Source organism: Tistrella sp., assembly GCF_002684955.1.
Lineage (GTDB): Bacteria > Pseudomonadota > Alphaproteobacteria > Tistrellales > Tistrellaceae > Tistrella > Tistrella mobilis.
This window is the reverse complement of record NZ_NYWI01000034.1, coordinates 12,729-34,485: the sequence shown is the minus strand read 5'-3', so window position 1 is coordinate 34,485 and position 21,757 is coordinate 12,729. Positions and strand designations below refer to the sequence as shown.

At 66.6% G+C, this 21,757-nt stretch carries 23 protein-coding genes and 1 pseudogene; 20 read left to right on the top strand and 4 right to left on the bottom strand.

Translation table 11 applies throughout. The features are described from left to right. Positions 1-344 precede the first annotated feature (344 nt). From CMO28_RS10940 to CMO28_RS10930, 3 genes and pseudogenes are all read left to right on the top strand, one after another. Positions 345-884, top strand: coding sequence for an NYN domain-containing protein (locus CMO28_RS10940; RefSeq protein ID WP_296713341.1), 540 nt, complete (start codon positions 345-347; stop codon positions 882-884). A gap of 112 nt (positions 885-996) precedes the next feature. Beyond that, positions 997-1,173, top strand: a pseudogene (locus CMO28_RS10935) (transposase); the annotation flags it as partial. Next, positions 1,171-1,410 carry a DUF433 domain-containing protein gene (locus tag CMO28_RS10930; RefSeq protein WP_296713816.1) on the top strand — a complete coding sequence of 80 codons (240 nt, stop codon included), beginning with the start codon at positions 1,171-1,173 and terminating at the stop codon, positions 1,408-1,410. The pseudogene CMO28_RS10935 and the gene CMO28_RS10930, both read left to right, overlap by 3 nt. A 76-nt stretch (positions 1,411-1,486) precedes the next feature. On the opposite strand, the gene CMO28_RS10925 is transcribed toward CMO28_RS10930, so the two are convergent. Further along, positions 1,487-1,966, bottom strand: a complete 480-nt coding sequence (locus tag CMO28_RS10925) for a GNAT family acetyltransferase (protein ID WP_296713339.1) — start codon at positions 1,964-1,966, stop codon at positions 1,487-1,489. Positions 1,967-2,321: 355 nt separating this feature from the next. Here CMO28_RS10925 and CMO28_RS10920 point away from each other — a divergent pair, with 355 nt between their 5' ends. The 5 genes from CMO28_RS10920 to CMO28_RS10900 all read left to right on the top strand — a co-directional run bounded on the left by CMO28_RS10920 (position 2,322) and on the right by CMO28_RS10900 (position 7,831). Continuing rightward, entirely contained in the window at positions 2,322-2,852 is a 531-nt protein-coding gene (locus tag CMO28_RS10920; protein WP_296713338.1) for a TRAP transporter small permease subunit, read from the top strand. Positions 2,853-2,856: 4 nt separating this feature from the next. After that, positions 2,857-4,182, top strand: a complete 1,326-nt coding sequence (locus tag CMO28_RS10915; RefSeq protein WP_296713336.1) for a TRAP transporter large permease — start codon at positions 2,857-2,859, stop codon at positions 4,180-4,182. Positions 4,183-4,255: 73 nt separating this feature from the next. Beyond that, positions 4,256-5,386, top strand: a complete 1,131-nt coding sequence (gene dctP, locus CMO28_RS10910) for a TRAP transporter substrate-binding protein DctP (protein ID WP_296713335.1) — start codon at positions 4,256-4,258, stop codon at positions 5,384-5,386. A gap of 22 nt (positions 5,387-5,408) precedes the next feature. Then, positions 5,409-6,992 carry a class I adenylate-forming enzyme family protein gene (locus tag CMO28_RS10905; RefSeq protein ID WP_082828540.1) on the top strand — a complete coding sequence of 528 codons (1,584 nt, stop codon included), beginning with the start codon at positions 5,409-5,411 and terminating at the stop codon, positions 6,990-6,992. After that, complete coding sequence (locus CMO28_RS10900) at positions 6,989-7,831, top strand: enoyl-CoA hydratase/isomerase family protein (protein WP_296713332.1); 843 nt, start codon at positions 6,989-6,991, stop codon at positions 7,829-7,831. The genes CMO28_RS10905 and CMO28_RS10900 overlap by 4 nt, the downstream gene beginning before the upstream one ends. Before the next feature lie 16 nt (positions 7,832-7,847). Here the strand turns inward: CMO28_RS10900 and CMO28_RS10895 are convergent, their stop codons facing one another. Beyond that, positions 7,848-8,795: an MBL fold metallo-hydrolase gene (locus CMO28_RS10895; protein ID WP_296713330.1), complete on the bottom strand. Its 948-nt coding sequence runs from the start codon at positions 8,793-8,795 to the stop codon at positions 7,848-7,850. Between the two features lie 92 nt (positions 8,796-8,887). On the opposite strand from CMO28_RS10895, the gene CMO28_RS10890 reads away from it, so the two are divergent. After that, positions 8,888-9,832 (top strand): LysR family transcriptional regulator, encoded by a 945-nt coding sequence (locus tag CMO28_RS10890; RefSeq protein WP_296713329.1) that lies wholly within the window; start codon positions 8,888-8,890, stop codon positions 9,830-9,832. Positions 9,833-9,856: 24 nt separating this feature from the next. Next, positions 9,857-10,540 carry a DNA-3-methyladenine glycosylase I gene (locus CMO28_RS10885; protein WP_296713327.1) on the top strand — a complete coding sequence of 228 codons (684 nt, stop codon included), beginning with the start codon at positions 9,857-9,859 and terminating at the stop codon, positions 10,538-10,540. 12 nt (positions 10,541-10,552) lie between these two features. On the opposite strand, the gene CMO28_RS10880 is transcribed toward CMO28_RS10885, so the two are convergent. Both CMO28_RS10880 and CMO28_RS10875 read right to left on the bottom strand, forming a co-directional pair. After that, on the bottom strand, positions 10,553-11,377 hold the full coding sequence (locus CMO28_RS10880; RefSeq protein WP_296713325.1) for a HugZ family protein: 825 nt from the start codon (positions 11,375-11,377) through the stop codon (positions 10,553-10,555). A 183-nt stretch (positions 11,378-11,560) separates the two neighbouring features. Next, on the bottom strand, positions 11,561-12,403 hold the full coding sequence (locus CMO28_RS10875) for a LysR substrate-binding domain-containing protein (RefSeq protein ID WP_296713323.1): 843 nt from the start codon (positions 12,401-12,403) through the stop codon (positions 11,561-11,563). A gap of 123 nt (positions 12,404-12,526) precedes the next feature. Between CMO28_RS10875 and CMO28_RS10870 the strand changes: the two genes are divergently transcribed. The 10 genes from CMO28_RS10870 to CMO28_RS10825 all read left to right on the top strand — a co-directional run bounded on the left by CMO28_RS10870 (position 12,527) and on the right by CMO28_RS10825 (position 21,757). After that, positions 12,527-13,435 carry a DMT family transporter gene (locus CMO28_RS10870; RefSeq protein ID WP_296713321.1) on the top strand — a complete coding sequence of 303 codons (909 nt, stop codon included), beginning with the start codon at positions 12,527-12,529 and terminating at the stop codon, positions 13,433-13,435. A 187-nt stretch (positions 13,436-13,622) separates the two neighbouring features. Further along, positions 13,623-14,327 carry a GntR family transcriptional regulator gene (locus tag CMO28_RS10865; RefSeq protein ID WP_296713320.1) on the top strand — a complete coding sequence of 235 codons (705 nt, stop codon included), beginning with the start codon at positions 13,623-13,625 and terminating at the stop codon, positions 14,325-14,327. Between the two features lie 119 nt (positions 14,328-14,446). Then, the gene (locus tag CMO28_RS10860; protein ID WP_296713318.1) at positions 14,447-15,409 is read left to right on the top strand and encodes a dihydrodipicolinate synthase family protein; all 963 of its coding nucleotides are present in this window, start codon (positions 14,447-14,449) and stop codon (positions 15,407-15,409) included. Positions 15,410-15,890: 481 nt separating this feature from the next. Next, positions 15,891-16,667, top strand: a complete 777-nt coding sequence (locus tag CMO28_RS10855; RefSeq protein ID WP_296713317.1) for a transporter substrate-binding domain-containing protein — start codon at positions 15,891-15,893, stop codon at positions 16,665-16,667. Between the two features lie 88 nt (positions 16,668-16,755). After that, positions 16,756-17,421, top strand: a complete 666-nt coding sequence (locus CMO28_RS10850) for an amino acid ABC transporter permease (protein ID WP_296713316.1) — start codon at positions 16,756-16,758, stop codon at positions 17,419-17,421. An 11-nt stretch (positions 17,422-17,432) separates the two neighbouring features. After that, the gene (locus CMO28_RS10845; protein ID WP_296713314.1) at positions 17,433-18,086 is read left to right on the top strand and encodes an amino acid ABC transporter permease; all 654 of its coding nucleotides are present in this window, start codon (positions 17,433-17,435) and stop codon (positions 18,084-18,086) included. Continuing rightward, positions 18,079-18,801: an amino acid ABC transporter ATP-binding protein gene (locus CMO28_RS10840; RefSeq protein ID WP_296713313.1), complete on the top strand. Its 723-nt coding sequence runs from the start codon at positions 18,079-18,081 to the stop codon at positions 18,799-18,801. Before CMO28_RS10845 ends, CMO28_RS10840 begins: the two co-directional genes overlap by 8 nt. Further along, positions 18,801-20,042, top strand: a complete 1,242-nt coding sequence (locus tag CMO28_RS10835) for an NAD(P)/FAD-dependent oxidoreductase (RefSeq protein ID WP_296713311.1) — start codon at positions 18,801-18,803, stop codon at positions 20,040-20,042. The genes CMO28_RS10840 and CMO28_RS10835 overlap by 1 nt, the downstream gene beginning before the upstream one ends. A 13-nt stretch (positions 20,043-20,055) precedes the next feature. Continuing rightward, on the top strand, positions 20,056-21,057 hold the full coding sequence (locus CMO28_RS10830) for a 4-hydroxyproline epimerase (protein ID WP_296713309.1): 1,002 nt from the start codon (positions 20,056-20,058) through the stop codon (positions 21,055-21,057). A gap of 70 nt (positions 21,058-21,127) precedes the next feature. Then, positions 21,128-21,757 (top strand): TRAP transporter small permease, encoded by a 630-nt coding sequence (locus CMO28_RS10825; protein ID WP_296713307.1) that lies wholly within the window; start codon positions 21,128-21,130, stop codon positions 21,755-21,757.

Below are 21,757 nucleotides of genomic sequence, written 5' to 3'. Positions count from 1 at the left end.
CGGGGCAGGCGTGCGGGATGGGGCTGGCACTCTAGCAGGGGGCGGGGTGGGGGGCTATGGGGAGAGCGGGGCGGGCCGCAGCATGATTTGAGATCCGTGCGCATCGGGGCAAAACCGGCGCCAGATGACCGGTTATCTGCGCGCCCGGACGAAGTGTTGTCTTCCCTTCCAGAAGGGCAAGACATTCCATCCTTAGGATATTAAACTGCAAAAAAGCTCCCAAGAGTTGACGAAGAGCCTTTTATATGATTTAGTGATAACTAATAGTCTTTTGTGCTGGCTATGAATGATGGCGTACAGTGACGAGTTTCCTAACTTTCGGGATGGATGCGCGGGAGGCGAAAATGTCGGATTGGATTTATGTCGATAATTCTAATGTGTTCATTGAGGGTAAGCGCGTTAGCGCCGTACGAAATGGACTCGTGCCCACGATTGGGGACGCATCCCAGCATGATGTCCTCGATAACACCTATCGCATGAGCTTCGGAAAGCTCTATCAGTTCGTGGCGGGCAACAACAAAGCGACGACGGCGCGGGCTATGCTCTTTGGTTCACGTCCACCTCAAAACGATGTGATATGGCAGATCGCTGAACAGGCAGGTTTTGAAGTTATCGTTCAAGACCGTAATGCGGCAAACAAAGAGAAAAAAATTGATACTGGAATCGTGGCCGCAATGACACGCGATGCCTATAGGAATGCTAAGTCTGGAGATATATTCACAATAGTTTCGGGTGATAATGACTATGTTCCTGCAGTAGATCAGTTAATTAAAGATGGATTCCAAGTAGACGTTGTATTTTGGGGGCATGCTGCACGCGAATTGAGAGAGGTTGCTACTAATTTTATTTCACTTGATCCACACATTGATGCTCTGCGATTTTAGGCGGCACTGCTTTTTGTTTTTGTCTCGATTCTGAGGGGCCGTCAAGAAGGTTGTTGAACCCTGTGAATCCGTTGTGATTCATGCCGCGCCAGAGGAATTGGGACCGGACAGAATGTGGGCGACGGAAACCCACCGGGTTTATGAGCGGCGTCGGCTGAGGTGCCCGAACGACCTGACAGATGAAGAATGGGCGCTGGTCGAGCCGCTGATCCTGCCTGCAGAGCACGGCGATCGACAGCGCACAGTCGATGTCCGCGAAGTTCTCAACGGTGTGTTCTATGTGCTGATGGTCATCCGCGGCACGCGTATTCCGGTCCATGACGTGGCTGCCGCCGTCGCCGCGGGGCGTTCGCTTGAGCAGATTCTTGAAACCTGGCCGAGCCTCGATGCCAGGACGGTAGGTCTCGCCACCCTCTACGCCGAGGCAAACCCGCTGCGCGGGCGGCCGCGCATGTCGGGTGCTCTGCCCGAGGGCTCGACCATCATCACCGACCGCCGCATTGCCCGCCGCAGGACGGCGGGTTGACGTTTCCGATCGATGAACGCCTCTGTCCCGTCCTTGCCGGCGTGGTCGGAGCGCGGGGGCAGGGCGGGACCAGCTCTCACAACCACCTCTCCATCACCACCCGCGGCACCGCGTTATACCCCACCTTTTCATAAAACGCCTTCACCGCCGTATTCGTCTCGCGGATCATCAGCAGCACCTTGCGCACGCCGTGGCGGCGCAGCCAGTCTTCGCCGGCGGTGACGATGTCGGCGCCGAGGCCCTGGTGGCGGTGGGCCGGGTCGACGGCGACGTAATAGAGCCAGCCGCGGTGGCCGTCATGGCCGGCCATGACCGAGGCGACCGGCCGGCCGTCCAGCCGCCCGACCAGTACCTCGGAATGCGAACGGCCGCGGGCGAAGGCGATGTCGTCCAGCGGGTCGTTATAGGGCATCACCAGATTGCAGGCCTGCCAGAGCGCCACCAGCGCCGGCAGTTCGGCATCCAGCACCGGGCCGATGGTCAGGCGGGGGCCGACGGTCAGGTGGGGCGGGGTGGGCTGGTCCGGCTGGTCCGGTTGGTCTGTGGTGGCCGTCATCGGGTGATCCTTTCGTTCCGGGATGGCGGGCGGGCGGCGATGCTGCGCCGTGGCCGCAGATCAGCAGAGATCCATGACCACAGAATGACAAAACCGCAGCGCCGAGGGCCAGCCTGCGGACCAGCCGCTTGACTCGTCGGTAACCAGCTATTACGGATGGAAAACCCATGAGTTTTCCTTTCGGCCAATTCGGTTTCCGTTTGCGTCACCCCTATGCCGGGTGGCGTGACGTCCGGGGCTGGGTCGGAAGGAAAGCCGGGGCAAGCCCGGCGGCGGAATCAGACCGGGCGGAACCGAACGGGAGGAAGCCCATGTCGATGGATGTCGCGGGCCCCGCCATCAGGGCGGTGCCGGCATGACGGGCGAGGGGCGCGCACCGGGCGGGGGCCTGCTCCGCCTGGCCGATCTGCTGAACACGGTCGTCGCCCGGATCGTGGTCTGGCTGGTGCCGGTGATGGTGGTGGTGACCATCATGGATGTGGCGCTGCGTCTGTTTGCCGGGCGGGCCACGCTCTGGGCCTTCGATGCCACGGTGCAGTTCTACGCCGCCCATTTCCTGCTGCTCGGCGGTTTCACCCTGCTGCGCGGAGGCCATGTCGGGGTCGATATCCTGCGCGAGCAGGCGGGGCCGCGCACCGGGCTGGTGATGGACGTGGCGTCCTGGATCGCCTTCTTCTTCCCCTTCGCCATCGTGATGGTGCTGTGGAGCTGGGATTTCATGATCGCCTCATGGGCGATCCATGAAACCTCGCCGGGGGTGGCGGCGCTGCCGGTCTATCCGATCAAGACCCTGTTCTTCGCCGGCAATCTGCTGCTGCTGATCCAGGGCGTGGCGGCGTTCCTGCGGGTGCTCGCCGGCGGTTTCAGCCGGCTGAAGGGGGTGTGACGCCATGCATCTCTCCCCCGAACTCTTCACCATCCTGATGTTCGCCGGCCTGCTGGTCGGGCTGCTGCTCGGCCATCCGCTCGCCTTCGTGCTGGGCGGCTTGTCGGTGATCTTCGCCATGCTCGGCCCCGGCATTCCCGCCTTCGGCATCGTGATCAACCGGGTCTGGGGCCTGGCCGACAATTACGTGATGGTCGCGATCCCGATCTTCGTGTTCATGGCCCGGCTGCTCAGCGACAGCGGCATCACCGACCGGCTGTTCCACACGTTGCGCCTGCTGTTCGGGCCGGTGCCGGGCGGGCTGAACTTCGCGGTGATCATCATTTCGGTGCTGCTGGCCGCCACCACCGGCATGGTCGGCGCGTCGCTCGCCGTGATGGGCGTGCTGGCCCTGCCGGCGATGATCGCTTACGGCTATCGCAAGGAAACCAGCACCGGCGCCATCGCCGCCGGCGGCAGCCTGGGCATTCTGATCCCGCCCAGCATCATGCTGGTGGTGATGGGCGGCTATGCCCAGCTGTCGGTCGGCAAGCTGTTCGCGGCGGCGCTGGTGCCGGGGCTGCTGCTGGCGGTGTGCTATGCGCTCTATACCGGCATCCTGTGCTGGATGAAGCCGCAATACGGGCCCCCGGTCACGGCCGAGGAACGCGCGCAGACCTCTACCGGCACCCTGCTGCTGATGCTGCTGAAAGAGGTGGCGCCCACCCTGGCGCTGATCCTGGGGGTGCTCGGCTCCATCTTCACCGGCATCGCGACCGTCACCGAGGCGGCGTCGATCGGCGCGGCCATCGCCTTCCTGATCATCCTGGCCTATCGCCGCTTTTCATGGGCGATGCTGCGCACCGCGGTGATCGAAACCGGCATCACCACCGCCATGGTCATGTTCGTGGCGATCGGCGCCACCGCCTTCACCGGCATCTTCGTCGCCGGCGGCGGCATGGGGGTGGTGCAGTCCTTCTTTACCGGGCTGGAGATCGGCCGCTGGGGCACCTTCGCCCTGCTGATGTTCGCGGTGTTCATCGCCGGCATGTTCCTCGACTGGCTCGGCGTGATCATGATCTGCTTCCCGATCTTCCTGCCGATCGCCGCCGCCCTCGGTTTCGACAAGCTGTGGTTCGTGATGATGATCGCGGTCTGCCTGCAGACCTCGTTCCTGACCCCCCCGGTCGGCTATGCCCTGTTCTACCTGAAGGGCGTGGCGCCGAAGGGGGTCACCACCATGCACATCTATCGCGGCGTCGTGCCCTTCGTGCTCATCATCCTGGGCGTGATCGGGCTGTGCGCGCTGTTCCCCGGCATCGTCACCTGGCTGCCCTCTCGCGTGGGCTGATACCGGCCAGGCCCAAAAAAACATCCCAACGACCAGACACGTCCGCATGAACGGACGGCGCGGAGGAAACATCATGCCCAGTATCACCATATCCGGGATGGCCAGGGTCGCCGGCCTCTCAGCCGGTCTGACATTCTCAGCCGGTCTGGCACTCGCCACCGGTACCGCCCTTGCGGCCGACGCCACCATGCGCATGACCACCACCTGGACCAGCGGCATCAACCTGATGGAGGGCGACAAGAAATTCGTCGAGATCGCCAATGCGATCACCGGCGATGCGCTCAAGATCGAGTTCTTCGAGGGCGGCACGCTGGTGCCGCCGACCCAGGTCTTCGACGCGGTGCAGAGCAACACCGTCCAGGCCTCGGCCGACTGGCCGGGCTATTGGGCGGGCAAGAATTCGGCCTTCGGCCTGCTCGGCAGCTATCCCATGCTGTTCACCGCCGCCGACTATATCCTCTGGACCAAGCAGTGGGGCGGGTTCGAGGCCTTCCAGGAGGCCTATGGCCAGTTCGGCATGGTCTATCTGCCCTATGCCGTGGTTTCGATGGAATCGGGGCTGCGCGGCCGCAAGCCGATTCCGACGCTGGCCGAGATGGATGGCAAGCGCATCCGCATGTCCGGCCGCGCCCAGGGCGAGATCCTGAAGCGGCTGGGCGCCGCCCAGACCCAGATCGCCGGCGGCGAGGTCTATCAGGCGCTGGAGCGCGGCGTGGTCGATGCCGCCGAATTCTCCGGCCCCGGCGTCGACTGGGGCATGGGGCTGCAGGAGGTGTCCAAGTACTGGATGACCCCGGGCTGGCATCAGCCGGGCTCGATGAGCGGGGTGATGATCAACAAGAAATTCTGGGACGGGCTGCCCGAAGAGGTTCAGGCCAAGCTGAAGATCGCCGCCGACGCCACCCTGTCCTGGTCCATCGCCTATTACGAGCATGACGCGGTCGAGGCGGTGCGCAAGTTCAAGGAGGCCGGGACCGAAGTCGTTCAGCTGCCGGCCGAGGATGTGGCGAAGCTGCAGGAGATTTCCAACCAGGCCCTGGTCGACGAGGCCTGTGCCAACCCGCTCTTCGCGAAGATCGCCGCTTCGCAGGTCGAATACATGGCAGACTATGCCGAATGGCGCGGCATGGCCGGGGATTTCGCCATGGGGCGCAATCTCTCCAAACTGCCTGATGTCGCGAAGCTGAAATCCTGCGCCGGCTGACATCGCCTCCGGAGGCTGCCCGATGACCACCGACACGCCGTCCTCTCCCATCCTTCCGGAGGTGACCGCCGCGGGCGGCCTCACCATCGACCTGCTGTTCGCGCGTCAGGCCCGCGCCACCCCCCAGGCACCGGCCCTGGCCGATGCCGGGGGCGAGGTCGCCTTCACCTATGACGCGCTCTTCGCCCGGGTGTCGCGGCTGGCCGCCTGGCTGACCGGCCCGGCCGGGCTGAAGCCGGGCGACCGTTTCGCGGTGCTGGCCGAAAACCGCACCGAATATGTCGAACTGCTGCTCGCAGCCGCGATGAGCGGCACGATCCTGGCCGCGATCAACTGGCGTCTGGCACCGCCCGAGGTCGCCCATTGCCTGCGCCTGGTCGAACCCGGGCTGATCGTGGCGAGCCCGCGCCATGAGGGCCTTTTGCGTGACGCGGACTGTGGCGACCTGCCGCATCTGCTCTTCGGCCCGGATTTCGAGGCGATCGCCATGGCGGGGCCGGTGCCGGATCTGCCTGCGGTCACCGGCCCGGAAAGCGGGCTGGTCATTCTCTACACCAGCGGCACCACCGGCCTGCCCAAGGGCGCGCTGATCAGCCACCGGGCCGAGATCTCCCGGGCGCAGGTGATGGCGATCGACCATGCCATTCCGCCCGGGCGCGGCTTCGTCGCCTGGGCGCCGCTCTTCCACATGGTTTCGGCCGATCAGGTGCTGGGCACGCTGATCCGCGGCGGCAAGGTGACGGTGGTCGACGGCTACGACCCCGAGGCCATCATCCGCGTCGTGGCACGCGAAAAGATCGGCTGGCTGGTGCTGATGCCCGGCATGATCGAGGATTTCCTGAACCATCTGGCGGCGGCGGGCCCCATCGAGCCCGATGTGATGGTGATGGGCTGCATGGCCGATCTGGTGCCGCTGGCCCAGATCCAGGCGGTGACCCGGGCGCTGAACGCCCCCTATCTCAACAGTTTCGGGTCGACCGAGACCGGCGCCGCCCCCGCCTCTGCCGCGGTGATCGGCGTGGGGGAGCTGCCCGCCGGCCTGTCCAAGCGCCAGAGTTCCGGCTGTGCGGTGCGCCTGGTCGACTGGGACGATACGGAAGTGCCCGACGGCGTGCCGGGCGAGGCGACGATCCGCTCGCCCTCGCTGTTCTCGGGCTATTGGAACAATCCCGAGGCCACCGCCGAGGATTTCCGCGGCGGCTGGTTCCACATGGGCGACATGTTCGTCCGCAATCCCGATGGCAGCCTGGATTTCGTCGACCGGCGCAAATACCTGATCAAATCGGGTGGCGAGAACGTCTATCCGGCCGAAATCGAGCGGCTGATCCTGGCCGGGGCCGATATCCGCGAGGCGGTGGTGGTGCGTGCGCCCGATGCGCGCTGGGGCGAGGTGCCGGTGGCGGTCGTCGCAGCCGCACCCCACGTAACGCGCGAAGACGTGCTCGGCCGCTTGCATGGCCGGCTCGCCCGGTACAAGCTGCCCAAGGCGGTGGTGTTCCTGGATTACGACGCCTTTCCCCGCTCGACCACCGGCAAGATCAAGCGCCACGACGTCGAAACCCTGCTCGACAGTCGGGGCCAGCTCAAGGGAGATCCCGCCCCATGACCAACGCATCCGGATCCGCAGCCGACGTCTCAACCAATGGTTATGTCGACGGCTTCGCCGAAGGCGCCGTGCTGCTGGAGCGCCGCGGCCCGGTCGCCTGGGTGCGGATGAACATGGCCGAGAAGCGCAATGCCATGTCGGAAGCGCTGGTGCAGGGTCTTGCCCGCGCCGTCGATGCGGTGGAGGCCGATCCGGGCTTCCGGGTGATGGTCATCACCGGTTCCGGGCCCGCCTTTTCGGCCGGCGGTGACCTCGCCCTGTTCCAGCGGCTGGTGGGCAGCGGCACGCTCGACACCTTCGACACCTATCTTGAGCGTGGCCGGGCGATGTTCACCCGGATCGAGCAGTTCCGACGCCCGGTGATCGCCGCGGTCAACGGCGTCACCGTCGCCGGCGGGCTGGAGCTGATGCTGACCGCCGACCTGGTCTATGCGGCGGAAACTGCCCGGATCGGCGACGGCCATGTGAAGTTCGGCGTGATGCCCGGCGGCGGCTCCACCGCCCGGCTGTCGCGGCGGCTGCCCTTCAATGTGGCGAGCGAGCTGCTGCTGACCGGCCGTCTCGCCGACCCCCGCGAACTCGCCGCCCATGGCCTGGTCAATGCCGTGCTGGCCGACGACGCGCTGGAGACCCATGTCCAGCAGGTGGCCGAAACCATTGCCCGCCACAGCGCCGACGGCATCGCCCGGATCAAGGCCCTGCATGCCCGCGCCCGCGATCGCAGCCTGGACGATGCGCTGGCGACCGAGGTCCGCGCCCTGCTGGACTATGCCCGCGGCCCCGATCTGCTTGAAGGGCTGACTGCCTTCGTCGAGAAGCGGGCGCCGCGGTTCAGGTGAGCCGTGTCGGCCGCGGTCAGTGCGGCAGCGGCTCCCAGCCATAGGCCGCACCATCGCTGCCCGGCGTCACCCGGCCGATGCCGGGGAAGGTGATATGGGCGCCGGCCACCAGATAGCCCTTGGCGGCGGCGTCTTCCATCGCCGCCAGCCGGCTCCGGCGGGCGGCATCCTGGTCGACGTCGAAGTCGATGGTGACCTCGGGCTCGGCGAACTGCACGAATTCGCCATGGGTGATGTCGCCCCAGACCACCAGCGTTTCGCCCTGATCGCTGACCACGATCGAGGAATGGCCCGGGGTGTGGCCCGCGCGCAGGATCGACTGCAGCCCCGGCACCGGGTCGGCGCCATCGGCAAATGTGAAGAAGCGGCCGGTCTCGCGATAGGGCGCGGTCATGGCGACCGCCTCGGCGAAGCCGCGCCGGGCGGCCTCGGGGGCGGCGGCGCGGGCCTCGTCGCTCAACCAATAGGCGGCGTCGCGTTCGGCCACATGCAGCCGCGCCTTCGGAAACACCGCCTTGCCGTTGCGGGTCAGCCCGCCCGAATGGTCGGCATGGATATGGGTCAGCACGATGTCGTCGATCTCGTCCGGCGTATGGCCCGCCGCCTTCAGGCTTTCAGGCAGATGGCCGAGCTTCGGCCCCAGCAGGTCGCCGGTGCCGGTATCGATCAGCACCAGCCGGCCATCGGGCATGGCGACCAGATAGGTGTTCACCGCCAGCGTCACCGGCGACTGCTTGCCGGCGCGGGCCAGCGCCGCTTCGATCTCCGGCCTGGGCTCGCCGCGCATGATATCGGCCAGCGGAACCGGGATCTGACCGTCCGAGAGGGCGGTGACACTGATCCGGCCGATATCGAGCTGATAGGGTGCGGCCAGGGGCTCGTCCGCCGCCGCCGGTCCGGCAAGGATCGACAGGCCGAGCAGGCTGGCGAAGGCGAGCGAGGCGGCGAGGGGGGTCTTCGACATGGGAAGAGGTCTCCGTGATCATCGGGACGGGCTTGCCCCGGACGCCGCTTCAGGTATCTATGGTCAGGTCAGCAATCAAATCGATGCGGATCATGGAGACTATCGATCATTTCAATCTGCGGGCCTTCGACCTCAACCTCCTGGTCGCCTTCGATGCCCTGATGGAAGAGGGCAGCGTCACCCGGGCGGCCCGGCGGCTGAAGATCGGCCAGCCGGCGATGAGCCATGCGCTCTCGACCCTGCGCATGCTGCTGGATGACGAGCTGTTCGTGCGGGTGGGGCAGGCGATGCAGCCCACCGCACGCGCCGTCGCCGTGGCCGGCCCGGTGCGCACGGCGCTGATGCAGGCCCAGGCGGCGCTGGGCACGCGGGAAAGCTTTCGCCCTGAAACCGAGCGCCGCATCTTCCGCCTGGGCATGTCGAGCGAGCTGGAACTGCTGCTTCTGCCCGCGCTCACCGCGCGTCTGGCGATGGCGGCACCCGGCATCCGCCTGCATGCCCGCATGGCGCCCTCCACGCAGGTCGAGACGATGATCGACACCGGCGTGATCGACCTTGCGGTCGGCTGCTCGCTGGAACCGGCCAGCCGGCATCGCGGGCTGGATCTCTTCCCGGCCGGCGTGTCGTGCTGCTTCAACCCGCGGCGTCTGGCGCTGGACGTGCCGGTCGGGCTCGACGACTATCTGGCCGGCCGCCATGCCGTCATCTCGCAAAGCGAGAGCCTGCACGGCTGCGTGCACGAGGCGCTGGAGCGGATCCGCACCGATCTCGACGTGGTGATGGCGGCGCCGGATTTCCTGACCGTGCTGTCGGCGGCGGTCGAGGCGCCGGTGATCGCCACCATCTCCACCCGCGTCGCCCGGCGGTTCGCCCCCGCGCTCGGCCTGACCGTGTCGCCGGTGCCGCTGGATCTGGTGTTCCCGCCGGTGCGCATGGTCTGGCCGGTGCGGCTGGATCGCGACCCGGCGGCGGCCTGGCTGCGCGACCGGATCATCGAGACGCTGGGCCTCGACGTGGTGCATGATCGGGCGGCATGACGACGACGGTCATCGGGGGGAGACATGACGACATCCTTCGCCGCGGTCCTGGACCGGGCCGCCCGCCATCATGGCGGGCCCGACGGGCTGGAGGCCCGCCTTGCCGCCACACCCTGGACGGCGCGTACGGCTGACGAACTGCGCGCCGTGCCCGACGACCGTTTCCTGGCCGAGGCCACCCGGGTGATCTTTCAGGCCGGTTTCGACTGGGCGGCGATTGATCGCCGCTGGCCGGAGTTCGAGGCGGCCTTTGAAGGCTTCGATCCCGCCCGCTGGTCGCTGATGTCGGATGACGATCTCGACCGGCTGATGGCGGCGCCCGGCATCGTGCGCAACGCCGCCAAGCTGCGCTCGGTCGGCGGCAATGCCGCCTTCTTCTCCGATATCGCCCGCAGCCATGGCTCGGTCGCGGCCTGGATCCTGACCTTCCCGGCCAGCCGCTATACGGAGCTGGTCCGCGAGTTGAAGACCCGCGGCGACCGCCTGGGCGGCAAGACCGGCCAGCTGCTGCTGCGCCGCATGGGTGTGCCGTCGCTGATCTGCTCCGATGACGTGGTTAAGGCGCTGATCACGGCGGATGTGGTGTCGAAAGCCCCGTCATCGGCAAAGGATTTCGCCGCGGTCCAGGCCGCCCTGGACCGCTGGCAGGCGGAAACCGGCTTCGATCTCACCCGGATCAGCCGCATTCTGGCGTTGTCGGTGGGCTGATTGCCCGGCGGGTCATTTGCCGCCGACGATCACCGGCCGGACCAGCGCCGCCAGCGCCGACCGCATCGCCTGGGGGTCGGTCACCCGGCGCGGGAAGCGGATGCGGAGATCCCTGTCGGGGGAGGTGAGGTCGATACCCTCGGGATCGATGCCCGCCGCGCGCCAGCGTCCGGCATCGCCGCCGCCATGCAGCCGGGCCAGGCGCCCGGGCAGGTCCTCGCCCCAGGGGCCGTTCAGCCGCTCCACCTCGTCGGCCTCGGCGGCGAGCAGGGCCTCGGCGCCGGCAAGGTCGGTCAGGAAATGCGCGACCTGCGGCTCGCCGGCATTGCGCCGCGGTCCGCCGGCGACGCGCAGATCCGCCATCTCCAGCCGGTAGAGGCCGATATCCGGCAGGGTCATATAGAGCTTCGTCTTCGGATGCCGGGCCAGATAGCGCCGGCGGACCGTCTCCAGCCGGGCCTGGTCGGTCACCTGCACCACCCGGCCGACGATGGTCATCCGCACCCCCGCCAGCACATCGGCAAGCCCCGGCTCGACCAGGGTCAGCGACGCGCGCGGATCGGCCGCCAGATTGCGGGCATGCAGCGCCAGCCCGGCCATGATGAAGACCGGGCTACCGTCGTGATCGGTCGCCAGATTGGTGGCGGCGCCATAGGGATAGCCGCTTTCCGGGTCGAGCGTCGACAGGGTGCCGAACCGCGCGGTGCGCAACAGCCGCCGGCCGTGATCTTCGGCATCGAAGGGCAGGGCGGCATCCAGGCGCAGCTCCCGGCCGCGCGGGGTGATGACGGGCGCGCTGTCGGACGGCGTCTCGACAGAGGGGGCGGATGTGGTCATGGCGGTCTCTCCGGGCTGGCGGTCGCGCAGCCGAAGGATGGTACGGAGAATATGAGAATGCAAGTCAATCGCAATTTAGACGAGTCGCGAGCCGGCGTCACCCTTTGGATCCGGCATCCCCCTTGGGACGATGATGCCGACGGTCCCGGCAGGCCGCCCGGAAGGGCATCCCGGCGGATGGCATCACTCCGAAAGGCCGCGGACCAGATGATCCGCCAGGGCCGTCACGGCGGGGGAGGCGGGTATCGTCTGATGCAGCCGGATCTCCATCGCGGGCAGAGCCGGCAGCCCGTCCTCGACGATCCGGAGGCCGGGCGGGACCAGCCCCGCCTTGACCACCATCACCGCCAGCCCCTCCCGGACGAGATTGGCCGCGGCAACATGGCTGCCGGTGACGAAAGCTGCACGCCAGGGGATGCCGGCGGCATCGAGTGCGGCTCCGGCCTGGCGCCGGAACAGGCAGCCTTCCGGCGCGACCGCAAGCGGCAGCGGCCGGACGTCCTCGATGCGCCTGTCGCCGGCCACCCAGACGGACCGATCGCGGCGGAGCAGGCGGCCGCTCTCGCTGCCGGCCGCATTCATGGCGATCACCAGATCATAGCGGCTGCCCAGATGGTCCGGCATGGCGGCGGTCAGGCCGATTTCCATGTCGATCTGAACGCCGGGATACGCCCGTGCAAAACGCCCCAGCAGAGCGGGCAGCAGCACTGTTCCGTAATCTTCCATCACGCCCAGCCGCACCGTTCCGGCAAGGCCGTCGCCGCGCAGCCGGGTCACGGCCTCGTCGGCCAGGTGCAGCATGCGCCGGGCATAGCCGAGCAGGGCTTCGCCGGCAGGCGTCAGGGCGACCTCGGCAGTGCTGCGCCGGAACAGACGGCGCCCCAGCCGGTCTTCCAGGCGCCGGATCTGCATGCTCACGGCCGACTGGCTGCGACCGACGACATCCCCCGCGCGGGTGAAAGAGCGGGTCTCGGCGACAGCAACGAAGCTGCGCAGGAGATCCTGATCCAGGAGGCGTCCGTTCATCCCCAGATTCATCCCGCGATCTCTCTTCATCAAGAAATCTGATCACATAGATTACATGAATGCGTTTCCCAGATGAACTTCTCCGACCTAGCTTCGACACCGGTTGAGAGATCGGGTGAAGCGATGAACGCAGGCGACAAGGCGGGCATGCTGGCTGCCATGGCATCCAGCGCCCTTGGCGGCACGGCGGTGGCGGTGACCCGCGATGTCGTCGGCGGCACCGCCGATCCGGTGCTGCTTGGCGCCCTGCGCTTCCTGTCGGGCGCGGCTCTGCTGCTGCCGGTTGTCATCCTGCTGCGGTCCCGCGGTGCCCCGGCGCGGCGGGCCTGGCCACGCGGCCGGGATCTGGCGGTCACCATCCTGCTTGGTCTGCTGTTTTTCGGCCTGTTTCCGGTATTGTTCAACGCCGCACTGATCCACACCACCGCGGCCCGGGCGGCCCTGTCCCTTGCCACCATGCCGCTGCTCACACTTGCGGCGGCGGTGTTTCTTGGAGTCGAGCGGCCGACCGGCGCCAAGGTCGGGGGCATCCTGATTGCCGTTGCCGGGGTCGCGGTGACGCTTGCCGCCGGGCTCGACATCGCGCCGGCCGGGGCCTGGCGGGGTGATCTGATCATGGTCGCCGCTGCCCTGTGCATGTCGATCTACAATCTGGGCGCGCGCGGGCCGATCAGCCGCCATGGCCCTCTGGCGTTCACCAGTATCGCGATGACCTCGGGTGCCGTGATGCTTGCGGCCATCGCGCTGGCGGATGGCGGCGCGGCACGGCTCGCGGCCTTCCGGGCGGGGGATTGGCTCGCGGTGATCTGGCTGGGGGTCGGCGGCAGTGCCGTCGCCTTCTGTCTCTGGGCGCTGGCGCTGGCGCGCACCAGTCCCGGCCGCGTCGCCGCTGCGGTGACCGTCAACCCCGTCACGGCCGCGATCACCGCCTTTTTCCTGACGGGAGAGGTGCCAGGCTGGCATCTGGCAGTCGGGCTGGTTGCGGTGCTGTGGGGCATCCTGCTCGCGGCACGTCCCGACGCACCCCGGTGATGCCGGTCACGATCGGCTGGCCGCGGCGCTCATCGCCCGGCCGGTCGCTCTTTTCCACCCGCCAGCCTTTCCAGCCATCGGGCCATACCGTAGCATCCAAGCCGGACGACGGGCCCCTCGCGGCCGTCTCTTATGTGCCAGTATCTATATGTGCCAGTATCTATATGTGCCAGGACGAGGAAGACCGATGGCCGACCCGAAGCCCACTGCACTGCCCGAGCGCCGGCGCGGCTCCGGCGTCAAGATGGTGTACGATCTTCTGCGCGACGAGATCCTCGACCTGAAACTCGCCCCCGGCAGCCCGGTGGACGAGGTGCAACTGGCGGAGCGGTTCAAGATGTCGCGCACGCCGATCCGCGAGGCGCTTGTCCGTCTGGCCGGCGAGGGGCTGATCGAAACCCTTCCGAACCGCTCGACCATGGTGTCGAACATCGATTTCCTCAATCTCAGCACCTTCTTCGATGCCCTGGTGCTGATGTACCGCGTCACCACGCGGCTGGCGGCGCAGAACCATCGGCCGGAAGATCTGCCGATCATCCGCGGCCATCATCAGGATTACGCGGCGGCGGTGGAAGCGCGTGACGCGCTGGCGATGATCGCCACCAATGCGGCGTTTCACGCCGCCATCGCCGAAGCGGGGCGCAACCCCTATTTCACCGCACTTTTCCGGCGGCTGCTCGACGAGGGGCGGCGCATTCTCCGCCTGTATTACCGCTCTTATGACGAGCAGTTTCCCCAGCGCTTCGTCGATGAACATGCCGAGATGATCGCCACGATCGAAGCGCGCGACGTCGAGCGGGCCGACCAGCTGGGCAAGGCTCATGCCGAGCAGATCGTGGCCCAGGTGCAGAAGCTGTTCGCCCGGAATGGCGGGCTCGACATCCCGCTCTGAGTTTGCATTTTCTTTGTCGACAAGAAAAATGCAAACTGCCATCATGACCTTGGCAGAAGGGGAGGACAGCTGCGTCCTGCCGGCGGACTGCCCGACCGAACGGCTGGAAGGAGACGAAGGTGACGGCGAAGATTTTCTCCGGCGTGATCCCCGCCCTGATGACCCCCTGTACGCCCGACCGGAGGCCGGATTTCGCCGCGCTGGTCCGCAAGGCCCGGCAGCTGATCGATGCCGGCATGTCGGCCGTGGTCTATTGCGGCTCCATGGGCGACTGGCCGCTGCTGACCGATGCACAGCGCATGGAAGGTGTCGAGCGCCTGGTCGCGGCCGGGATTCCGGTGATCGCCGGCACCGGCGCCGTCAACACGGCCTCTGCGGTTGCACACGCCGCCCATGCGCAGAAGGTGGGCGCGCAGGGGCTGATGGTCATTCCCCGCGTGCTGTCGCGCGGCACGGTCGTCGCGGCGCAGCGGAACCACTTCAAGGCCATTCTGTCCGCGGCGCCGGATCTGCCGGCGGTGATCTATAACAGCCCCTATTACGGCTTCGCCACGCGCGCCGATCTGTTCTTCGCCCTGCGCGCCGAACATCCCAATCTCGTCGGCTTCAAGGAATTCGGCGGCCCGGACGACATGCGTTATGCGGCCGAGACCATCACCAGCTGCGACGACGACGTCTCCCTGATGATCGGTGTCGATACCTGCGTGTTCCATGGCTTCGTGAATTGCGGTGCCACAGGTGCCATCACCGGCATCGGCTGCGTGCTGCCGAAGGAAGTGCTGCACCTCAGCAACCTTGCCCAGGCGGCGGCGAAGGGTGATGCCGATGCCCGGCAGCGCGCGCTCGAGCTGGAATCGGCGCTGGGCGTGCTCTCGTCCTTCGATGCAGGGCCGGATCTCGTTCTGTATTTCAAGTACATGATGGTCCTGAAGGGCGATGGCGAATACGCGCTGCACTTCAACGAAACCGACGAACTCACCGAAAGCCAGCGCGGCTACGTCACCGCCCAGCTGAAACTGTTCGATGCCTGGTATGCCGAATGGAGCCGGCTTCCGGGGGCCGTGCAGACATACAGGGCGTGACGGAGAGCCGTCCCGCCCCTTTGAACGGCCCTCCCTCCGGAGGGCCTTTTTATGGACCCGTCGCCACCGGGGGCCTGTCCGCGCATGGATAAGGAAGGAAGGTGGATCCCCGCCTACGCGGGGATGACGGGACAGGGTTCTCAGGGACGATGGCGCCATCCTGCCCGCCCGCAAACCGTTGCTGCAGCACGAGGGCAACACCGTTCCTGAAAAAAAAAGAAGCCGTCATCCCCGCGCAGGCGGGGATCCACCTTCGGCGTCGCCACCCTGCTGGTGTACGCCCGCATCAGATCCGGTGAAGCGGTACAAGTGCCTGTTCTGCCAGCCGGATTTTTTCTCGAAGCTTATATATTTTTTGTATTTTTCTTGTATCCTGAATAGGGGGTTTTCGCCGTTCGGCGTGGGAGGGGCCTTCGCCGGCGAGGATCACTGCTGATGGGAGACAACAGTGAACAAGGCTTCAATTTTCGCTGTCGGACTGATGGCCGCTACCGCCCTGGGGGGCACGGCGCATGCGGACAAGCTGGACGACATCATCGGCTCGGGCACGCTGCGCTGTGCGGTGGTGCTGGACTTCCCGCCGATGGGGTCGCGCGATGCGAACAACACGCCGATCGGCTTCGACGTCGACTATTGCAACGATCTGGCGAAGGCGCTGGGCGTGACCGCCGAGATCGTCGAGACGCCGTTCCCTGAGCGGATTCCGGCGCTGATGTCGGGCCGTGTCGATGTCGGCGTCGCCTCGACCTCGGATACGCTGGAACGGGCGAAGACCGTCGGCATGACCATCCCGTATTTCGCCTTCGAGATGGTGGTCACGGCCAACGGCAAATCGGGCGTGACGTCCTATGACGGCATGAAGGGCAAGGTGGTGGGCGCCACCGCCGGCACCTACGAGGCGATCGCGCTCGAGAACCAGGTGAAGGCCTGGGGGGAAGGATCCTTCCGGCCCTATCAGACCCAGGCCGATGTTTTCCTGGCGCTGGCCCAGGGCCAGATCGATGCCACAGTCTCCACCTCGACGGTGGCGCAGGCGAATGTGAAATCGGGCAAGTTCGCCGGGCTGTCGGTGGTCGGCAGCGCGCCCTTCGACACCGATTACGTCGCGCTGTTCACCAACCGCGAGGAGTACGGCCTGATCAACTATCTGAACCTGTTCATCAATCAGCAGGTCCGCACCGGCCGCTATGCCGAACTCTACGAAAAATGGGTGGGCGGCCAGGCGCCGGATCTCACCGTCGGCAGCGTCTATCGCTGATTGACCCGGCCCGGCCGTGGCGGCCGGCACATGCCGGCGCCACGGCGTCCGTCAGGAATGTGACCTGCTTCAGGTCCGGGAGACGGGGATGTTCACCTATACGTTCCACTGGAACCAGGCGCTTAAAGCGCTGCCGCAGATGCTCGACGGCGCGCTGGTCACCCTTCAGATCGCCGTGCTGTCGATGGCGATCGGTCTGGTCTGCGCCATCGCGCTGACGGCCTTTCGCCTGTCGGGCAACCGGTCGCTGTCGGCGGTGGCGGCGGTCTGGGTCGAGATTGCCCGCAACACGCCGGCGCTGTTTCAGATCTATATGGCGCATTTCGGCCTGGGCAATTTCGGCATCCATCTCAGCCCCTATGCAGCGCTTCTGGCCGGCATCGCCTTCAACAATGCCGGCTATCTGGCCGAGAATTTCCGCGGCGCCCTGAAAGCCATCCCCGAGACGCAGACCCGCACCGGGCGCTCTCTGGGCATGACCCCGGTGCAGACCTTCCGCTTCATCGTGCTGCCGCAGATGCTGCGCATCGGCTATCTGCCTGCGACCAATCAGATGATCTGGGAGATCCTGATGACCTCGCTGGGCGTCACGGTCGGGATGAACACGGATCTGGCCGGCGTGACCCAGGATCTGAACGCGCGGTCCTTCCGGACCTTCGAATTCTTCGCCATCGCCGCGGTGATCTACTACCTGATCGCCAAGCTCGTGACCCTGGCCGCCCGGGCGCTCGCCTGGCGCCTGTTCCGCTACTAGGAGGGCCGGAGATGTTCGATACCGCCCTGACCTGGAACGATCTGGCCTTCCTCGGCCAGGGGGCCCTGATGACCCTGGCCGTGACCGCCGTCTCCGTGGCCGCGGGCACGGTGATGGGGATCCTCTTCGGCGTGATCCGCTTTCAGGCCGGACCGGTCTGGTCCCTGCCGCTGACGGTCTTTCTCGACATCTTCCGGTCGGTGCCGCTGCTGATCCAGCTGGTGCTGGGCAATGCCCTGCAGTCGATCGCAAAGCTGGGCTGGCCGCCGTTTACCACCTCCTGCGTGGTGCTGTCGCTCTATACCGCCGCCTATTGTACCGAGATCGTTCGCGGCGGCATTGCCGCCGTGCCCATGACCACCCGCCGCGCCAGCCGGTCGCTGGGGATGACCTGGTGGCAGGATATGCGCCACATCGTGGCGCCGCTGGCGGTGCGGGTGTCGATCCCGGCCTGGATCGGGCTCACGCTCGGCGTCATGAAGGATTCGGCGCTGGTGCTGTGGCTTGGGCTGATCGAACTGCTGCGCGCCTCGCAGATCCTGGTGACCCGCCTGCAGGAACCGTTGTTCATCCTGCTGATCTGCGGCGTCATCTACTTCATCATAAGCTTCCCGATTGCCAGGCTCGGCGGCTATCTCGAAAGACGGTGGTCCCCCTATGATTGAGATTGAAAACGTCCGGAAGTCCTTCGGCAGTCTGGAGGTGCTGAAGGGCATCGACCTCACCGTCGACAAGGGCGAGGTGGTGACGATCATCGGGGGGTCGGGCTCGGGCAAATCCACCCTTCTCGCCTGCATCAATGGTCTGGAGCCGATCAATGCGGGCGTGATCCGCATCGACGGCACCCGGGTTCATGACCGGTCGACGGATCTGAACCGGCTGCGCCGCAAGGTCGGCATCGTCTTCCAGCAATGGAACGCCTTCCCGCATCTGACGGTGCTGGAGAATGTGATGCTGGCGCCGCGCAAGGTTCTGGGCCTGTCCCGGCAGCAGGCCGAAGAGATCGCGGTCCGGCAGCTCACCCATGTCGGGCTCAGCGAGAAGCTGTCGGTCTATCCGAACCGCATGTCCGGGGGGCAGCAGCAGCGCATGGCCATTGCCCGCGCGCTCGCCATGTCGCCCGAATACATGCTGTTCGACGAGGTGACCTCGGCGCTCGATCCCATGCTGGTCGGCGAGGTGCTCGACACGCTCAAGATGCTGGCCGAAGAGGGGATGACGATGATCTGCGTGACCCACGAGATGGGGTTTGCACGCGACGTCTCGGATCGGGTCGCCTTCTTCCATCAGGGGGTGATGGCGGAGATCGGCCCCCCCGATCAGATCTTCGGCGCGCCCCGGCAGCCCGAGACCCAGGCCTTTCTGGGGAGTGTGCGCTGATGACCGGGCCGGAGGTCGTCGTCATCGGGGCAGGGGTGATCGGCCTTTCGGCGGCGATTGCCGTTCAGGTGCGGGGCTTTCCGGTCACGGTGCTCGACCGCGAGGGGCCGGCGGCCGGTGCCTCGGCCGGCAATGCCGGCGCCTTCGCCTTCACCGATATTCTGCCGCTCGCCTCGCCCGGCATTCTGCGCAAGGCGCCCGGATGGCTGCTCGACCCGCTCGGGCCGCTTTCAATTCCGCCGGCCTACGCGCTCAGGATCGCGCCCTGGATGTACCGTTTCTGGCGGGCCTGCGCGCCGGCGCGCGTCGCCACCGCCACCGATGCGCAGGCGGCCCTGATGGATCTCTCCCGCGCCGAGCTGGAACCCTTCCTGCAACAGACCGGCACGCGCGGCATGTTGCGCAAGGACGGCAACCTCCAGGTCTATGAAAGCCGCGCCGAATTCGAAGCCGCGCGTCCCGGCTGGGCGGCACGCGAACGGCATGGCATCGACTTCCACCATCTGGATGCGGCGGGGATGGCGGCGATCCAGCCGGGGCTCTCGTCGCGCTTCACCCATGGAACCTTCACCCCCGGCTGGTACTCCATCGCCGACCCCCGGCTCTACACCCTGGCGCTCGCCGATCATCTCAGGGAGCGGGGCGGCCGGATCGAGCGGGCCGAGGTCACCGCACTCCGGCCCGAGGCGGCGGGTGTCGGGATCGTCACGGCCGATGGGGCGGTGCGGCGCGCAGCCCGGGTGGTGCTTGCCGCCGGTGCCTTCTCGCATCGCATCGCCCGCAGCATCGGCGACGTCATCCCGCTGGAGACCGAGCGCGGCTACAACACCACCCTGCCGCCCGGCGCCTTCGATCTCAGAACCCAGATCACCTTCGGCGGGCATGGGTTCGTGATCAGCCGCCTGTCCACCGGCATCCGCGTCGGCGGCGCGGTCGAACTCGGCGGGCTGGATCTGCCGCCCGATTACCGGCGGTCGCGGGCCATGCTCGGCAAGGCGCAGGCCTTTCTCCCCGGGCTCGTCGCACAAGGGGGCGTCGAATGGATGGGCTTCCGGCCGTCCTTGCCCGACAGCCTGCCGGCGATCGGCCGGGCCGGCAGCGAACCGCGCGTGATCTATGCCTTCGGCCACGGCCATCTCGGCCTCACCCAATCGGCCGGGACCGCCCGGCTGGTCGCCGACCTGCTGACCGACGAACCACCGCCGATCGATCTCTCGCCCTTTTCGCCCCACCGCTTCTGACAGAGTGAACGCCATGGCCTGCTTCACATTCTCGTGCATCGACGGGCATACCTGCGGCAACCCGGTCCGCCTGGTCTCGGGCGGCGGCCCGCGCCTCGAAGGGGCGACCATGCTTGAAAAGCGGGCGCATTTCGTCAGGGACTACGACTGGATCCGCACCGGGCTGATGTACGAGCCGCGCGGCCACGACATGATGTCGGGCGCTATCCTCTCCCCGCCGACCCGGCCGGATTGCGATGTGGCGGTGCTGTTCATCGAAACCTCCGGCTGCCTGCCCATGTGTGGCCATGGGACGATCGGCACCATCACCATGGGCGTGGAGAACGGCCTGATCACCCCGCGGGCGCCGGGCCGGCTGTCGATCGATGCCCCGGCTGGCAAGGTCGACATCACCTACCGGCAGGAAGGGCGTTTCGTCGAAGAGGTGCGCCTGACCAATGTCCCGGCCTTCCTCTATGCCGAGGGTCTGACGGCAGAGGTCGAGGGGCTGGGCGAGGTGGTGGTCGACATTGCCTATGGCGGCAACTTCTACGCCATCGTCGAGCCGCAGACGGCCTTCCGCGACATCGCCGATCACACCGCCGGAGAGCTGATCGGCTGGAGCCCGAAGCTCAGGGCCGCCCTCAACGAAAAATACGAGGTCGTTCATCCGGAGCATCCCGAGATCCGCGGCCTCAGCCACATCCTGTGGACAGGGGCGCCGACGCAGCCGGGCGCCCATGCGCGCAACGCGGTCTTCTATGGCGAGAAGGCCATCGACCGCTCACCCTGCGGCACCGGCACATCGGCGCGGATGGCCCAGCTCGTCGCGAAGGGCAGGCTGAAGGTCGGCGACGATTTCGTCCATGAATCGATCATCGGCTCGCTGTTCAACGGCCGGGTGGAAGCGGCGGCCACGGTTGCCGGGCGGGAGGCCATCATCCCCTCGGTCGCGGGCTGGGCGCGCATGACCGGCATCAACACGATCTTCATCGACGACCGCGACCCCTTCGCCCATGGCTTCGTCGTCAGATGACGGGGAGGGGGCAGGGATGCGTCTGCGATCGAGGATGAACCTCTCGGCCTGACAACAAGGAAGCTGACTGATGGTGAAACCCGCATCCAGGGCCGGGGCGCGCCCGCCTGTGCGCTCCGCCGTCGTCCGGGCGATCGTGGCTGCCTCGGAAGGCGTGCTCGTGGTTGAGAAGGTGCTGGTCGCGATGCTGATGGCATTGCTTCTTGGCCTGATCCTTCTGAACGTCGGCACCCGCTATGCGGGATCGTCGCTCTACTGGGTCGACGAGGCTGCGGTCTATGCAATGGTCTGGCTGACCTTCCTCGGCGGGTCGGCCCTGACCCGGCTGCGGCTCGATTTCGCCATGACCCTGGTCAGCGACAGGCTGTCGGCGGCGAATGCGACACGGCTGAAGGCGCTCGCCCATGTCATCGCCTGTCTGTTTTCGCTCGGCCTCGCGGTCATGTGCTGGAACTGGATGGATCCGCCGGGTATTGCGGCGGCCGGTTTCGATGCGCGGAGCTATGCCGGCGACAGCTTCAATTTCCTCTACACCGAATACACCCAGACGCTCGAATGGCCGGTATGGATGATCAGCCTGGTTATTCCGATCTTCTCCGTGACCATGACCCTCCATACGCTGGCCAATATCGTGGAGGAAATCGGCCTGTCGCCGAAGAGACTGCACCCCGGCTTCGGTTCGGCGGACGGGGTCAATTGA